The organism is Wolbachia endosymbiont (group B) of Camptogramma bilineatum, assembly GCF_947251825.1.
Lineage (GTDB): Bacteria > Pseudomonadota > Alphaproteobacteria > Rickettsiales > Anaplasmataceae > Wolbachia.
In genome coordinates this window covers 1,567,027-1,583,655 of record NZ_OX366391.1, presented here as the reverse complement: position 1 = coordinate 1,583,655, position 16,629 = coordinate 1,567,027, and the positions used below count along the sequence as shown (strand labels likewise).

General features: G+C 35.8%; 12 protein-coding genes, 3 tRNA genes and 1 pseudogene. 9 read left to right on the top strand and 7 right to left on the bottom strand.

Annotation, left to right across the window (positions count from 1 at the left end; genetic code table 11):
* Positions 1 to 123: 123 nt before the first annotated feature.
* Positions 124 to 1,161, bottom strand: a complete 1,038-nt coding sequence (locus tag OPR44_RS08115; protein ID WP_265014904.1) for an RDD family protein — start codon at positions 1,159 to 1,161, stop codon at positions 124 to 126.
* A gap of 457 nt (positions 1,162 to 1,618) precedes the next feature.
* Positions 1,619 to 1,694, bottom strand: a tRNA-Ala gene (locus OPR44_RS08110).
* Between the two features lie 299 nt (positions 1,695 to 1,993).
* Here OPR44_RS08110 and OPR44_RS08105 point away from each other — a divergent pair.
* Together OPR44_RS08105 and nuoF are read left to right on the top strand one after the other, a co-directional pair.
* A tRNA-Lys gene (locus OPR44_RS08105) sits at positions 1,994 to 2,066 on the top strand.
* A gap of 17 nt (positions 2,067 to 2,083) precedes the next feature.
* Complete coding sequence (nuoF, locus tag OPR44_RS08100) at positions 2,084 to 3,337, top strand: NADH-quinone oxidoreductase subunit NuoF (protein ID WP_265014903.1); 1,254 nt, start codon at positions 2,084 to 2,086, stop codon at positions 3,335 to 3,337.
* Positions 3,338 to 3,359: 22 nt separating this feature from the next.
* Here nuoF and infC read toward each other — a convergent pair whose 3' ends face one another.
* From infC to nuoI, 3 genes are all read right to left on the bottom strand, one after another.
* Positions 3,360 to 3,878 carry a translation initiation factor IF-3 gene (gene infC, locus OPR44_RS08095; RefSeq protein WP_010404127.1) on the bottom strand — a complete coding sequence of 173 codons (519 nt, stop codon included), beginning with the start codon at positions 3,876 to 3,878 and terminating at the stop codon, positions 3,360 to 3,362.
* 11 nt (positions 3,879 to 3,889) lie between these two features.
* A complete protein-coding gene (gene thrS / locus OPR44_RS08090; protein WP_265014902.1) occupies positions 3,890 to 5,791 on the bottom strand; it encodes a threonine--tRNA ligase in 1,902 nt (633 codons plus the stop codon).
* Between the two features lie 269 nt (positions 5,792 to 6,060).
* The gene (gene nuoI / locus OPR44_RS08085) at positions 6,061 to 6,543 is read right to left on the bottom strand and encodes an NADH-quinone oxidoreductase subunit NuoI (protein WP_264374802.1); all 483 of its coding nucleotides are present in this window, start codon (positions 6,541 to 6,543) and stop codon (positions 6,061 to 6,063) included.
* Between the two features lie 182 nt (positions 6,544 to 6,725).
* Here nuoI and mnmE point away from each other — a divergent pair, with 182 nt between their 5' ends.
* The 3 genes from mnmE (at position 6,726) to OPR44_RS08070 (ending at position 9,361) form a co-directional block, all read left to right on the top strand.
* On the top strand, positions 6,726 to 8,054 hold the full coding sequence (gene mnmE, locus OPR44_RS08080) for a tRNA uridine-5-carboxymethylaminomethyl(34) synthesis GTPase MnmE (RefSeq protein WP_264374501.1): 1,329 nt from the start codon (positions 6,726 to 6,728) through the stop codon (positions 8,052 to 8,054).
* Positions 8,055 to 8,101: 47 nt separating this feature from the next.
* Positions 8,102 to 8,186, top strand: a tRNA-Ser gene (locus tag OPR44_RS08075).
* A gap of 170 nt (positions 8,187 to 8,356) precedes the next feature.
* Entirely contained in the window at positions 8,357 to 9,361 is a 1,005-nt protein-coding gene (locus tag OPR44_RS08070) for an NAD(P)/FAD-dependent oxidoreductase (protein ID WP_265014901.1), read from the top strand.
* A 682-nt stretch (positions 9,362 to 10,043) separates the two neighbouring features.
* On the opposite strand, the gene OPR44_RS08065 is transcribed toward OPR44_RS08070, so the two are convergent.
* A complete protein-coding gene (locus tag OPR44_RS08065; RefSeq protein ID WP_264374480.1) occupies positions 10,044 to 10,397 on the bottom strand; it encodes a TrbC/VirB2 family protein in 354 nt (117 codons plus the stop codon).
* A 128-nt stretch (positions 10,398 to 10,525) separates the two neighbouring features.
* Here OPR44_RS08065 and OPR44_RS08060 point away from each other — a divergent pair, with 128 nt between their 5' ends.
* The 4 genes from OPR44_RS08060 to OPR44_RS08045 all read left to right on the top strand — a co-directional run bounded on the left by OPR44_RS08060 (position 10,526) and on the right by OPR44_RS08045 (position 16,368).
* A complete protein-coding gene (locus OPR44_RS08060) occupies positions 10,526 to 11,341 on the top strand; it encodes a YihY/virulence factor BrkB family protein (RefSeq protein WP_265014900.1) in 816 nt (271 codons plus the stop codon).
* Positions 11,328 to 12,092 carry an SDR family NAD(P)-dependent oxidoreductase gene (locus tag OPR44_RS08055; protein WP_265014899.1) on the top strand — a complete coding sequence of 255 codons (765 nt, stop codon included), beginning with the start codon at positions 11,328 to 11,330 and terminating at the stop codon, positions 12,090 to 12,092. Before OPR44_RS08060 ends, OPR44_RS08055 begins: the two co-directional genes overlap by 14 nt.
* 429 nt (positions 12,093 to 12,521) lie before the next feature.
* Positions 12,522 to 15,749 (top strand): carbamoyl-phosphate synthase large subunit, encoded by a 3,228-nt coding sequence (gene carB / locus OPR44_RS08050; RefSeq protein ID WP_265014898.1) that lies wholly within the window; start codon positions 12,522 to 12,524, stop codon positions 15,747 to 15,749.
* Between the two features lie 271 nt (positions 15,750 to 16,020).
* The gene (locus OPR44_RS08045) at positions 16,021 to 16,368 is read left to right on the top strand and encodes a diacylglycerol kinase (RefSeq protein ID WP_007302306.1); all 348 of its coding nucleotides are present in this window, start codon (positions 16,021 to 16,023) and stop codon (positions 16,366 to 16,368) included.
* 6 nt (positions 16,369 to 16,374) lie between these two features.
* Here the strand turns inward: OPR44_RS08045 and OPR44_RS08040 are convergent.
* A pseudogene (locus OPR44_RS08040) lies at positions 16,375 to 16,539 on the bottom strand (RluA family pseudouridine synthase); the annotation flags it as partial.
* Positions 16,540 to 16,629: the final 90 nt, after the last annotated feature.

Genomic DNA, 16,629 nt, shown 5'->3' with positions numbered 1-16,629 from the left:
TAGCCTTACTTATGACATAGGTATTTCTAGTGCTAACAATTTTTTTAAGTAAATTTTATACAGATCAGAAATTGAATAGCAAAAATAAAATCCTGAATTAGCCTGTAGGTTTATTTATCACTATTACTTCTGCTTTTTTTTTACAGCCACTGTTTTTGCAATTTTATCGTGAAGGAATTGCTTACGTCGGTCAAATATTCCACATATAAAAATTAATATTATGGTTATCAAGATTAAGCCTGATAAGGGATCAAGCCACCATTCAGAAGTATACTTATTAAAAATTTCCCTCCTTGTGATCAGTATAGGAAAGCGAATAACTGCAAACGGGGTATGCCTGATTATCGCTTGCACTAAAGTGACATTTTCAAGTGTGTTTGCATCTTTTATATGAATGCCGCATAACAATTGTCCTGTAGTACCACCAAATCTTCTTATCATGAATACTCCGAATACTATTGATAGCAAAAAAGATAAGCAACTACGTGTAATGAATAATTTAAATCCAGCAATGTGAAAAATCACTCCTACAAAAATCAAACAGATTAAAGAAGTTCCCATAATAGTAAGACCGTCAATAATATGTGCTACGACACGTCTAGTTATTCCCACATAGTTTAAATTTAAGTGACATTCTTCAGGATTATGATCTATCACTACTGTGTTTGCAATTTTATCATGAAAGAACTGCTTGTGTTTATCAAATATTGCAGGTATTAGGATCAATATTGGTAAAATTAAAAACCACTCAGAAATGTAATAGACAGGTAAAAACAAAAGCGTCTTAAGAGTGCTTCTTATCACCACCTGCATCAAAGTAGAGTTTTTAAGTGTGTTTATATCCTTTATGTATATACCAAATAGCAATTTTCCTGGAGTCCAACCAAGTCTTATTATCATTAATACTTCTAATGATATATATACTAAACTATCTAATAATGTACCTAGGTCTCCTAGTATTTCATGTCGTTCTGATATAAGGCCAGTATCAGTGTCGGTATCAGAAAAGACATAATTAAAAAAGCCAGTAAGAGATTCTTCTGGTAATATAAATGAAATTAATAAAAAAAAGAATGAACAACAGACTAGGAATATTGTTTGATCAACTAAATACGCTGCAATACGTTTAGTAATTTCTGCATAGTTTGCTTTAACATCCATTTTACGCCTCACATGATCATTTAATATTATAATATTAGCAATTAAACAATAGTAAAAGATGGCTTAACCTATTTCCAAGAAAATTGCTCATTATCAGCAAAGTGAACTATAAAAAGACATAATTTAAATATTTTTCAAAACAAACCTCTCTCTACTGTCAAATTAAATTCTTTTATTAACTTGTTTACTCTATGATTTTCTCTAAATTGTTGAAAAACACCCTATATTGTAGAGAAATAGAGAGTATTGTTAATAGATTATGTAAAAATACGGGGTTTTTAATGGGTAAACATTTGAAGTGAAATACCGTGTTTATTTGAACGGTGTTTAGCGTATTTTTGTATTTTAAATTTTGGCTAAAAACTCTCCATTGAGTGGGTGATGACAGTGACAACCTCCTCGGTGTAAACGAGATGCTCTACCAACTGAGCTCACCTCCCTTTTTCTCTGTTTGGTTTGGTGGAGGCAAGCGGGATCGAACCGCTGACCTTCTGCGTGCAAAACAGATGCTCTACCAGCTGAGCTATGCCCCCAACTTTTGCTTAAAGCATAAATCACTCAGGCTGAAATGCAAGAAATATTTATTTGTGAGGCTATTGCTAAATAGTGCACAAATTCTGCATTTATGTATAATTCTCTATCTTTTTAGAGTTGTACGTCAGCTTTACCAAATGAATCTTTGAATTAACAAGAAGTTTTCCTTCAAAAATTTTTAATTAAATTATCACTAATACAGTACATTATATAATTTATTTAACCACACATGGAAATTTTAGTTTGATTAAAATGGATAAAAACTATATTACTGTTTAGTATAGCTGAAAAATAAAATGATCCCGTAGCTCAGCCGGTAGAGCAACTGACTTTTAATCAGTGGGTCACGCGTTCGAATCGCGTCGGGATCACTTAGAATCTTAAAAGCATGCTAAAAGAACAGGACAAAATATTCACAAACTTAAATGGTAAAGAAACACCACTACTTGAGGGTGCAAAAAAACGTGGTAGTTGGCAAAAAACAAAGGAATTACTGGATTTAGGATCAGAAAAAATCATTGATGAAGTAAAGAAATCTGGCTTGAGAGGTCGAGGGGGTGCAGGATTTTCTACTGGCCTTAAGTGGAGCTTTATGCCTAAAAATCCTCCAAAAGCATATTTAGTAGTCAATGCAGATGAGTCAGAACCTGGTACATGTAAAGACAGAAACATATTACGATATGAGCCACACAAGCTACTTGAGGGAATTCTTCTGGCTGGCAGAGCGATCAGCGCATCAGCTGCGTATATTTATATCAGGGGTGAATTTTATAATGAACATTTAGTTCTAAAAAAAGCACTTGAGGAAGCCTATAAAGAAAACTTAATTGGAAAAAATGCCTGCAAGTCAGGTTATGATCTTGATGTGTTTATCCATAGGGGTGCAGGAGCTTACATATGTGGGGAAGAAACAGCTCAACTCGAATCCATTGAAGGAAAAAAGGGCTTTCCTCGCATAAAACCTCCATTTCCCGCAGGTGTTGGACTTTTTGGCTGCCCCACTACAATAAACAACGTTGAAACTATATCTATGGTTCCAGATATCCTAAATCGCGGAGGAGAGTGGTTTGCATCTCTTGGTAAACCAAATAATACTGGCACTAAGGTCTTTTGTATTTCAGGGCATGTAAATAATCCATGTAATGTTGAAGAAGAGCTAGGAATTTCACTACGTAAATTAATTGAAAAATATGCAGGTGGAGTGCGAGGAGGTTGGGATAACTTACTTGCTGTAATACCTGGTGGGTCTTCAGTACCATTAATTCCAAAATCTATATGCGATACTATTGAAATGGATTTTGATTCATTGAGAGCTGTACAATCAGGGCTTGGTACTGCTGCTGTGATAGTGATGGATAAATCAACTGACATAATAGCTGCAATAGAAAGATTATCACATTTCTATATGCATGAGTCCTGTGGGCAATGTACACCATGTCGTGAAGGTACTGGATGGATGTGGAGAATTATGAGAAGAATGGTAGCAGGAAATATTAAACCTGGTGAAGTAGATAAGCTACTTGACCTTACAACTCAAATAGAAGGACATACAATTTGTGCGCTTGGCGATGCTGCAGCTTGGCCAGTGCAAGGGCTAATCAGACATTTTCGTCATGTAATTGAAGATAGGGCAGTAACTTAACTTACACTTTTAAGTCGTTTTACTACTTAGCAACCAGAGTTAGAAAATATTGATTTCCTTCCCTTTTAGGCGCTAGCTCTACCTTTGCAATATCTTCAGTGTCTCGAATTAGCCGTTCTAATTTTTCCACTCCAACCTCAGTATTTATAAGCTCTCTACCTCTAAATTTCATTGTGCACTTGATTTTATGCCCAGATATAAGAAAATCTCTTGTTTGACGCAATTTTGTTTCATAGTCATGATTATCAATATTGGGGCCCAGCTTAATTTCCTTTATAGTTAATGCTCTTTGTTTCTTTTTTGCCTCGCTTGCCTTCTTTTTTGCATCATATTTTTGTTTACTGTAGTCGAGTATTTTACATACTGGAGGAGTTGAATCAGGTGCAATTTCTACCAAGTCTAAATTGACACCTTGTGCAACTTCCAAAGCTTGTCTTAATGGCACAATTCCAACCATTTCACCATTATGATCAACTAAGCGTACTTCCTTAGCTGTGATGAATTCATTAATTTTGTTTTTATTATTCTTTTGAACTTGCAAGTTTTTCTCCCTTAACTCAAATTAATACTTTTTAAAAGCAACTCAGTAGCCTTTTCCAAAGGAAAAGACTCTTGTTCTTCTGACCCTAAATTTCTCACTGACACAGTTCTATTGATGATCTCATTTTTACCTATAACCCATAATATAGGTACCTTATTTGAACTATGCAAGCGTATCTTATAACTAATTTTTTCATTGGTCAAATCGGTCTTAATTCTAACACCTTGTTCTTTTAAAATATTGCTGATTTCAGTAGCATAACCATCAGCTTCATTTATAATGGTCAGAATAGCAAGTTGCGTTGGAGCAAGCCAAATTGGAAATTTTCCTGCATAATTTTCTATCAAAATCCCAATAAAACGTTCAAAAGTTCCAAGAATTGCTCTATGTAGCATAACAGGATGGTGCTTTTGTCCGTCTGCTCCTATATAAAAAGCTCCAAGCCGCTCCGGTAAAATAAAATCAACTTGCAACGTTCCACATTGCCAATTTCTACCTATTGCATCTTTCAAAACAAACTCTAACTTTGGACCATAAAATGCACCTTCACCAGGATTAAGTTCATAACTAAGCCCTGCTTCTTTAACTGCTTCAAGCAGTGCTCTTTCAGCTCTATCCCACACTTCATCATTACCTGATCTAGTATCTGGACGGTCTGAAAATTTCACAGAAATTTCATTGAACCCAAGTTCTGAATATACTTCTTTTAAAAGGTCACAAAACTTTACAGTTTCAGAATTCACTTGTTTTTCCATACAAAAAATATGTGCATCGTCTTGCGTAAAACCACGCACTCGCATCATTCCATGCAATGAGCCTGAGCTTTCATTTCTATGGCATGTGCCAAACTCTGCCATACGTATCGGTAAATCACGATAGCTTCTGGTGTGAGAATTAAAAATCTGCACATGACAAGGGCAATTCATGGGTTTTATTGCTAGTTTTTTACTTTCAGATTCATCAATAATGAACATATTTTTACGAAACTTATCCCAATGTCCCGATTTTTCCCACAGCTCTTTGCTTACTAAAATAGGTGTTTTTACCTCAAAGTAGCCATTGTTCATTAACTTTTTTCTGATGTAAGACTCAAGAACATTATATAAAGTATATCCCTGTTCATGCCAAAAAATCTGCCCAACAGCTTCCTCTTGAATGTGAAATAAGTCCATATCCTTAGCAATTTTGCGGTGGTCGCGTTTTTCTGCTTCCTCCAGACGTTTAAGATAAGTATTTAATTCATCCTTATTTCTCCACGCGGTGCCATATATTCTTTGCAACATTGGGCCCTTAGAATCGCCACGCCAGTATGCACCTGCTACTTTCATAAGTTTAAACGCTTTAACTCTGCCAGTTGATGGTGAGTGCGGACCACGACATAGGTCTACAAAGTTGCCTTGTTTATAAACAGTTAGGTTTTCGTTTTCTGGTATTGATGAGACAATATCAACCTTGTATCTTTCACCTATATCACTAAAGAAATCAATTGCCTGCTTACGAGTCCAAACTTCTCGGACGAATCTGTGGTTACTTTTTATAATTTCCTTCATTTTTTTTTCTATTGCAGTAAGATCGTCCGTGGTAAAGGCACGATCTGTAGCAAAATCATAGTAGAAACCATCTTGAATTGTTGGCCCGATAGTAATCTGAGTATTAGGAAAGAGCTCTTTTACTGCCTGCGCCATTATATGAGCAGCATCATGCCTTATTATATCTAAACCCGCTTCGTCACTCAGTTGTATTACCTCTATCTCTGTATCAGATTCAATTTCATGTGAGAGGTCATATAGCTCACCATTGATCTTTAAAGCAACTGCTTCCTTTAAAACCTCTGGTTGTAGTATATTAAAATCGGTAACCTTACAGCTATATTTCTCTACTTTTTGTTCAGTTGAAAAAGTGACTTTTATCATTTGTCATACCTCCTGTATAATCAGTAAAAGCCAATATCTGGTGTTCATTCCAGTGCCCCCTATGATGTCATCCGAGTAGCTGACACTGGGATCTAAGTATAAAAATATTCGCAAGTTATGCAATGGACAACAGATTCTAGGAACATATGTTAAAATAATGTCCATGATGAAAATAAGATAGATCCCAGTGTCAAGCACTGGGATGACACCACCCCTGGTGGGCACTGCCCCTAAATCATAATGGATAACAGGGTTATAAGCTCTGAACATTAATAATAAGGTCTATTTTTTTTTAACCTGAGTGCAATTGCGTCTTCCCAAACTTCACCATTACGCAATAATTTTTCCTTATTGTACATTAGCTCTTCTCTTGTTTCAGTAGCAAATTCAAAGTTAGGACCCTCCACAATTGCATCAACAGGACATGCTTCCTGGCAAAGCCCACAATATATACATTTTGTCATATCAATATCATAACGTGTAGTGCGACGACTTCCGTCTTCTTTTTCCTCTGCTTCGATAACTATTGCTTGGGCAGGGCAGATAACTTCACATAATTTACAAGCTATGCAGCGCTCTTCACCGTTTGGATACCTACGCAACGCATGCTCACCACGAAACCTTGGACTTAACGGGCCCTTCTCCATAGGATATCTCAAAGTAACCTTTGGCTTAAACATATATTTTAATGTAATAACAAACCCTTTAATCAACTCTATAAATGACCAATACCAAGCTAATTTCTTGAGCATAAAATGTTTAAAACCCGTATTCATGATTATAAATCATATTATCAGTTTTCAAAATAAATATTTTTACCTGACGGTTTTTCTATACAATATATTTACTAATACTTCATTAACATAAATTAGCAAAATAAGTAAAAATTTTTTAGATTAAGTATTTTAAATTGCTAAGTAGTGTATATAAATTAATGACAAACAAAAATGAAACTATCTTTGCCTTATCAACTGTATTTGGTAAGTCAGGAGTTGCAGTAATTAGAATTTCAGGTAACGATGCACTTAAAGCTTTAAATCATTTTAACATTAAGAAAGAAGTTAAACCAAGGCTTGCTACTTTAGTTGACTTATATGATGGTTCCAATCAATTGATAGACAATGGAATAATTATTTATTTTCCTGCCCCAAACAGCTTCACTGGCGAGGATGTTATAGAGTTACAAATGCATGGAAGCAAGGCAATTATAAAAATAATCTTGGAGGAATTATCAAAAATTTTCGTTATGGCCAGGCCTGGGGAATTCTCACTTAGGGCTTTTCTAAATGGTAAATTTGACTTAACGCAAATAGAAGGGATTGCAGACTTAATTGATGCTGAGACAAAAATGCAAGCTAAACAAGCGATTAAGCAGATATCAGGAGAATTGGAGAGGCTATATAGCAGTTGGAAGCAGAAATTAATAACGATACAATCCAAAATCGAAGCATATATAGACTTTCCAGAAGATATTTTGGCAGAAAAAAATGAGTTGGAAAAAATTAATAATGAAGTGAAAACTCTTGTGCAATCAATACAAGAGCACCTAAATGATAATAGACGAGGCGAAAGGTTGCGTGAGGGTTTACACGTTGTAATAACTGGTAAACCAAATGTTGGTAAATCAACGCTGTTTAATTTTTTGGCCAAGCGTGATATTGCTATTATTTCTGAATATGCAGGTACAACAAGGGATATACTCGAGGCCCATATTGACGTTGCCGGATATCCAGTTATCCTTTCTGATACTGCTGGCATTCATGAAAGTTCAGATCCGGTAGAATCAGAAGGTATAAGTCGGGCAAGAAAAAGATCCCTTGAAGCTAATTTGAGAATAGAGCTATTTCCCTTCAAACAGCGTCATGCAATCGATTGCAGTGTTGAAAATAGTAACACCATTTACGTGCTGAGCAAAGCCGATGATATTATCAATGACCACAGCATAAAAATTAACAGTATAGATTTTTTACCTGTTTCTATTTTAAAAGGAATAGGTACAGAAAGACTAATCTCTGTAATTAAAGAGAAAGTAGAGGAAAAATTTGGGCATGATAGAGACACTCCTGTAATTACTCGGCAAAGACATAGGATTCACATGCAGAAAACACTGGAGCATTTACAACGTTTTAATATTGATAATCCAATTGAGTTAATATCTGAAGATTTGAGGCTTGCTGCATTTGAACTTGGTGCAGTAATTGGAATTATTAATGTTGAGGAAATATTGGATAGTGTGTTTAGTAGCTTTTGTGTAGGCAAGTAAGATTTTTATAGATTGCTTGAAATTAAATATTGTGGTAAAAAAGAGGTGGACGGATGGCCGAGCGGTTTAAGGCACCAGTCTTGAAAACTGACGTACGGAAACGTACCATGGGTTCGAATCCCATTCCGTCCGCACTTACTTCTCAGATTTAAAATGTTAGTTAATTTTTAGAGCTTATTTAGATGGTTCGTAACGCTGTAAATCTTATCTAATCTAGCTACATCTTTTAAAAATACATCCCTTTGTAAATTGACCTTGTTAGCAAAGAAAGCTAATATCTATAAATAGATCACCATCTGAATATGGAAACCGATATCGTAATAATAGGTGCAGGGCCTGTTGGAATATTCACTGCTTTTCAAGCGGGAATGCTTGATATGAGATGTCATGTAATAGATGTTTTGGATCAAGCAGGAGGACAATGCACATCTCTTTACTCAGAAAAGCCAATATATGATATACCTGGTTATCCTGTAATTACTGCCCAAAAATTAATTGAGCGACTAATGGAGCAAGCTTCACCGTTTGAGCCTGTTTACCATTTAAGTCAAAAAGTGGAAAAGATTTTAAATAACGAAGGTGAAAACTTTACTATCATAACGAACATAGGTACAGAGGTAAAATGCAAAGCCGTTATCATTGCTGCAGGTAACGGAATGTTTGAACCTAACCGTCCACCCTTAAGTGGTATATTAGAATATGAAAATAAATCTGTATTTTATAATGTAAATAAAATTTCTGATTTTCAGGACAAAACTATAGTCATTGCAGGGGGGGGGGATTCTGCGGCTGATTGGACTGTAGAACTTTCTAAAGTTGCAAAGAAAATTTATGTGATACATAGGAGAAAGGAATTTCGCTGCACTCCTGAAACTAGAAATAAATTAGAATCACTTGAAAATAATGGAAAGATAGAACTGGTAGTGCCATATCAATTACACGAACTAGCAGTAGGTAATGGGCAGTTGAGCGCAGTGATAGTAAAAAACATTGCCTCTAAGGAAGAAAAAGAAATATCCGCTGATTTTTTGCTGCCATTTTTTGGATTGTCAATGAATCTTGGGCCAATAAACAGTTGGGGTATAGAGTTAGAACATGGCCGCATAACTGTCGACCCAGCTACACTTAGAACCAGTAGAGATAGAATATATGCAATCGGAGATATAGCTACTTATCCAGGCAAACTAAAATTGATACTAAATGGCTTTGCTGAGAGCGCCATGGCTTGTTATCACATATACAAAGTAATTCACAATTCTCCAGTTAATTTTCAATATTCAACTTCAAAGGGAATTCATCGAAATTAAAGAGTAAAGAGATCCATGAACCTGCATGCAGTTATCTCAAGCATAAGGGAATACAAACGAAAAAGATTACTTTACAAATTCCCCCAACTCCCTTGCCATGATACTAAGAGTATTTATCCTTATTTTTGACCTGCAGGCTCAATCACAAAATCAGTAAAAAACTCAAATATTTATTGGTAAATTACACAAAAATTATAGCGGCTTTTTAAATTTTTTCTACATTCAGCCAAATCACGCTTGTTAGCACATTATCAATTTAAATTATTAAAACTCGTTACACGGGGACTTTTTTGCTTTTTTTTTTGCTTGGTAAATTTTTTAATATTTGTAGCTAAAGTAATTTTCGAGAGGTGTTATGTAAGTAGCTGACACACAGCTGTACGAGCATTCATTTTTGAAAGTAAATTGCGTAGCAAATGGTGTCATCCGAGTAGCTGACACTGGGATCCATCTCTTAATACAGCCTCATCAAAAATGTTGTGTTTTAACATAAAATTAACTGCTTCTATGCTCATAAACTTAATATCTAATCAAATTTCCTGGATCCCAGTATCAAGTACTGGGATGACAGGGGAGGGACTACTCGAATAACACCTTTATGGTGGCTTAAGTCACAAGTTCGTGCAATGATGGTGCTCCTTAAAGAAGCACCATTTGCTAATGTTTTGAAGCTTTATGCTTATTATTTGCATATATTTTTTGTTGTATCCCATGTTTTACCATCAGGGCAAGCAGTTACACCATCTTTACAAATCACACCACCTGGTACTATTTTTGAAACAACTACAGGTGCACCAAAAAACACAGCAGTAAATGCACCGAGTGCAAAAAGCGCTGGCCATGGCATTCTGCCAAATATTGCCAGCAAAGCTGCACCAATTATCACTATTGTAATCATAGGTCCGCCTATACCGTGAGTATAGCCTACTATTTTGCATATTGTATTGGTTGTTGCATCATCAGTAACAGCAGCAGCAAAAGCATTATCAAATGCAAAGGAAAGAATTAAAGCTACAAGTAGAAGAAAATTTTTCATTATGCCTCCGTATTTAACGCTGGATTATCTATCATTTTGATTAAATTTAAGTAAACGGTGAGGATTTTTTGCTTAAAAGTATGCTTTATTTCATTTAGAATACTTTTCTTAGTTTATTTATATTACAAGTGCTACAGAAATTTTATAGTATCGTTTATTGCCTTTATCGTGCTTTAATTGACACAATTTATAATGATGGAGTGGAGCATGCAGGGTATCTATCATTTTTAATCCTGTTATCAATATTTCCTTTTCTTATTGTTTTAATAGCCATGGCATCAACGTTCGCAAATTTCTTAGATCAATACAATGTCGGCTGGGCATTTATTATTGATAACATACCACAGGATATTTTATCATCTTTGATGCCACGTATTAGGGAGATAATATCAGGCCCTCCGCAAAGCTTATTAACCTTGGCAATTGTAAGCGCTGTTTGGACTGCCTCATCGACAATTGAAGGATTTAGAACGATATTGAATAAGGCCTATAAAGTTCCGGTTTCATCGCCTTATATATGGAGAAGGGTGCTCAGTATATTACAATTTTTAGTAATTACGCTTGTTACAACTCTGACTATAGTATTTTTTACATTAGTGCCAATGTTAATTGATTTTTCTTACCAAGGGCTAAGTTATACTAGATATTTACTTATTGAGTTTGTGCTTTTTACTATAGTATCTTGGCTATATTTCACATTGCCAAACATAAAACAAAACTTATCAGACGTATTTCCCGGATCTTGTGTGGCTGTTATTCTTTGGACGATCTCTGCTTCAGCTTTCAAGCAATATTTAAAAGCTTCCTTTGACCAACTGAATTTGATATATGGAAGTTTAGGCGGTGTGGTGATGTCGTTGCTATTTTTTTATGTGCTAAGTTTGATTTTTATATATGGAGCAAAATTTAATTTTCAGCTAAAATATTTCAATGAATCTTGCTAAAGAGAAAGAAATGGGTAAGTTAGAAGGTAAAATAGCTTTAATTACCGGGGCTTCAGGTGGAATAGGCTCTTCTGTTGCAAAAAGATTTGTAAAAGAAGGTGCATGTGTGATTCTAATTTCCAGATCTCTTGATAATCTCAAGCCATTGTATAACGAAATTGAAGAGCTTAAAGAAGGCTCTGTGAAACTAATTCAGCTTGATCTTTTAGACTTTGAAAACGTAGAAAAACTGGCAAATATGATAGAAAGCCCAAAATTATCAGAATCTGGAACACTTGATATACTGATTACATGCACTGAAATTTTAGGTAAGTTGAGCTCTGTTTATGATTGTGAGCTTGAAGATCTACAGAACGTAATGAATACAAATTTTACTGCCAGTTGGTACTTGCTAAAAAATTTTGGTCCAATACTAAAAAAGTCTAATGCTGGAAGAGCGATATTCATGACCTCAGAGATAACACTTTCTCCTTCCTCTCATCCATATTGGGTACCATATGCTGCAAGTAAGGCTGCACTAGAAGCAATGGTGAAGATATATGCATCTGAGACAAAACATACGAACTTATGCATAAATGCCGTGTATTCGGAAGGGCCTATCGATAGTGAAATGTATAAGCAAGCATTTTCGGGAAAAGATATATCTGAATTGGTGCCACCTGATAAACTGACAGACAAATTTGTGGAACTTGCTTCTGAAGATTGTAGCATATCAGGACAAATCTTGCCACTTAGCAAATCTTCTGAGTAAATTACCATAGTATCTGCAAAGATACCGTTAAGCCCACAACTGTATGAACATTGTGATTTGAGTCCACTAGGAAGGATGTCATCCCAGTGCCTCTATGGTGTCATTCCAGTCTGGAATCTAGTCTTTATTGTGCGGCCACTTATTTGAAGTTAAGTTTTCTGGATCCCAGACTGGGATGACACCTCTGGGCACTGCCTTCATAAAGGAACCAGTGTCAGCTACTTGAATGACATCATTTGCTGTGCAATTTACCTTCAAAAATGAATGTTTGTACAGCTGTGTGTCAAGCACTGGAATCTGCCACGCAAATTGCAATGTTCGTAGAGTTATGCGTCAAGCCTAAAAACAGTTAGCTAATAGGTTTAATAAAAATTCACATACACAGGAAAGATTGGTAACATTACTTGAATAGAGACCGTTATTGTAATTATGCCAAAACGCACAGATATAGAATCTATATTAGTAATAGGAGCAGGCCCAATAGTTATAGGTCAGGCATGCGAGTTTGATTATTCCGGAACGCAAAGCTGTAAAGTATTAAAAAGTGAAGGTTATAAAGTCATTTTGGTTAACTCCAATCCTGCAACTATAATGACAGATCCTGAATTCTCTGATGCAACTTATATTGAGCCGGTACTGCCTGAAATCATAGAGAAAATTATAATCAAGGAGATGCCAGATGCAATATTGCCAACAATGGGCGGGCAAACAGCACTCAATTGCGCAATAAAACTTGCAGATGATGGAGTGTTAGACAAATACAACGTAGAATTAATAGGAGTAAATAGAGAAGCAATAAAAAAAGCAGAGGATAGAGAGTTATTCCGTAAGTCCATGGATAGAATAGGACTAAAATACCCCAAAAGTATCATTATAAAAAATCAAGAACAAATAAAAGAGGCTTTGGACTACATTGGATTACCAGCAATCATCCGCTCATCATTCACCCTTGGTGGTGCAGGTGGCGGCATAGCATACAATAAAGAGGAGTTTTTCAATATTGCAGAAAGTGCTCTCAAAATTTCGCCAATAAATGAAGTTCAGATAGATGAATCAATTATCGGCTGGAAAGAATATGAAATGGAAGTTATCCGTGATTGTAAAGATAACTGCATAATAGTCTGTTCGATAGAAAATATTGATCCAATGGGAGTGCACACCGGAGATAGTATCACGGTTGCTCCTGCTTTGACTCTGCGTGACGTAGAATACCAACAGATGAGAAATGCATCTATAGCAGTGCTAAGAGAAATTGATGTTAGTGCCGGTGGTGCAAATGTTCAGTTTGCAGTGAATCCTAAAGAAGATGGAAGCCTCGTTGTGATTGAAATGAATCCAAGGGTTTCTCGCTCTTCTGCACTTGCTTCAAAAGCAACAGGTTATCCTATTGCAAAAGTTGTAACTAAACTTGCTATCGGCTATTCACTCGATGAGATACGTAATGATTGCGCTCCAGTTATACCTGCTGCATTTGAACCAGTGATTGATTATATCGTCACTAAAATTCCTCGTTTTGAATTTGAGAAGTTTAAGGGGACGAATTGTGAACTATCAACTTCCATGAAATCGGTGGGGGAAGTGATGTCTATAGGCCGCACTTTTAATGAGTCACTGCAGAAAGCTTTTCGTTCACTTGAAACTGGTCTTACAGGACTTGATGAAGTATTTCCTGAGAACATTGATATTGATCACGTAAAATCTCAATTAGCAAAATTGCTACCAAACAGATTACTGATTGCTGCTGACGCAATGCGTCACGGAATTAGCATAGAAGAAATAAATTCGATTACAGGATATGACTTATGGTCTTTGCAGAATATACAGCAAATTATATTAGCTGAACAAAAAATCAAGGAAAACGGCCTTCCTGAGACTGCATATGAAATGTTAGAGCTGAAAAAAATGGGGTTTTCAGATGCAAGATTGGCAAAATTAAGCAATAAGAAAGTAGAGCAGATTGAAGCAATGAGAAAAAAATTTGGTGTTAATCCAGTTTATAAACGTGTAGATACTTGTGCAGCTGAATTTGAATCGAGCACTGCTTATATGTATGGCTGCTATGAGGGTGATGTTGAAAATAAAACGGAATGTGAGGCGAATATTTCGGATCGAAAAAAAGTTGTCATTTTAGGAAGTGGTCCAAATCGAATTGGTCAAGGTATTGAGTTTGATTATGCATGCGTACATGCAGCTTCTGCCGCCAAAGAAATGGGGTATGAAACAATAATGATTAACTGTAATCCGGAAACCGTTTCAACTGATTATGATACCGCTGATCGTTTATATTTTGCCCCACTGATTGCAGAGGATGTGCTTAAAATACTAGGCAAAGAGCAAGAAAATGGCACACTGGTTGGTGTAATAGTTCAAATAGGTGGTCAAACACCTTTAAAGTTAGCCAAAGTGCTTAACGAGAGAGGTTTCAAAATTCTGGGAACTTCGTTTGATTCTATTGACCTTGCAGAAGATCGCATGAGATTTAAAAACCTTGCTTTGCAACTTAATTTAAAACAACCTGAAAGTTCTATCTGCCATTCAGTAAAAGAAGCGTTAACCAACGCAGAAAAGGTGGGGTTTCCACTAGTAGTTAGGCCATCATATGTCCTCGGCGGTCAGTCTATGTCGATTAGACACGATACTCAGAGCTTTAAAGAGTATGTCTTGAATCAAACCAAAATTTTTGAACACGGGTCACTGCTTCTTGATAAATTTTTAGTCAATGCAGTTGAGGTTGACGTTGATGCTGTATGTGATGGAAAAAAAGTTTTCATTGCAGCGGTCATGGAGCACATTGAAGAAGCTGGTATCCACTCTGGCGATTCAACATGCTCAATACCGACAAATACATTGAGTGACGAAGTAATAAAAGAGATCGAGCTCCAAACTGAAAGAATAGCTCTTGCACTAGAAGTGAAAGGTCTGATAAACATTCAGTTTGCTGTTCAAGAGAGTGATGTATACATACTTGAAGTGAATTTAAGGGCTAGCCGTACAGTTCCTTTTATTTCCAAGGTAATCAATATTCCTATTGCAAAGCTTGCCACTCAGGTTATTTTGGGTAAAAAATTGAATCAGGAAAACAAGCCTTTCAATCATTTTGCAGTTAAAGCTGCTGTTTTTCCATTTACGCGTTTTTCGGGAATTGACACTTTACTTGGTCCTGAAATGAAATCAACAGGAGAAGTGATGGGAATTGACTTATCTTTCGGAGCTGCACTTGCAAAAGTGCACATGGCTGCAGGATACAAGTTACCAACAGAAGGAACGGCTCTGGTTTCAGTAAAAGATGATGATAAAGAGTATATATTGCCTGTTGTACGAATGTTGAAAGAACTGAGTTTTGAAATATATGCCACCAAAGGCACAGCTTTGCATCTGAACAATAACGGCATTGCTGCAAAAGCTGTAAATAAAGTGAGAGAAGGCAGACCCCACATAGTTGATATGCTCAAAGATGGAAAAATAAATCTAGTAATCAATACTTCAAAAGGTGTGAAATCAGTCTCAGATAGCAAGGGTATCAGGAGAACTGCTATTTTGCAAAATATAGCTTATAGCACCACAGCTTCTGGGAGTAAAGCGTTAGCGCTTGCAATTCAATATGTAAAGAATAGCAAATTGGAAGTGAAATCATTACAGCAGATACAAAATGTTTAAATATCAAGACTATAATAAATTATTACTTATTTCAAAATGAGGATCGTGTAAGCTAAGGCGAGAGAAATTTAATTAAAGGATTTTTGTGTCAGTATCAATATATAACTGCCTTGAGCGTTTGTTGAAAGGCTTTGTACTAATTTTCTTGATTCAAACAATATGCTAGACTTTAACTTAAAAATCTTTGTAAGTGATCACGACTGAAAGGTATTTTCATGCATTTTTTACCTGAGTGCAATAAGTGTGGTTCATTGAGTTTCCAAAATTGATAATGAAGAAAAGCATTACTCGTCTAATAAAAGCAATTCAATACTCCTGTGAAGGAATAAAATCAGCTTTTGTATCAGAAGTTGCGTTTAGACAGGAGTTACTGCTTTTTATAATATGTGTTTCAACTTTGTTTGTTTTAGATGTAAGTAATTTAGAACGTGCAGTAATGGTAAGTAGCCTATTTTTGGTGTTAATTGTAGAAATTATTAACACTGCTTTTGAAACAACAATTGAGCGTATTTCCAGTGAACAACATATACTTTCAAAAAAAGTGAAAGATCTAGGTAGTGCAGCAGTTTTTCTCTCATTAATTAATTTCTTGATAACATGGATGATAATATTGATATGAATGTTGTTAAGATATATTTTCAAATTCACCGATTAAGACTTGCATGTCTTGTGGTAAATCAGAAACAAATTCTATATATTCTTTACTTTTTGGATGATATAAGCCTAGCGTGTGAGCATGTAGTGCCTGTCTATTGAAATTACGGATAAAGTCAGAGTTTTTAGCATGTTTTTGTGCGTCCAGCAAAGGCTGGTATGTTCAGTAGGAGATAGACCTACCGGGATAAAAGTCGGAGTCCCGTAGCTTGGGTAGCAACATGTA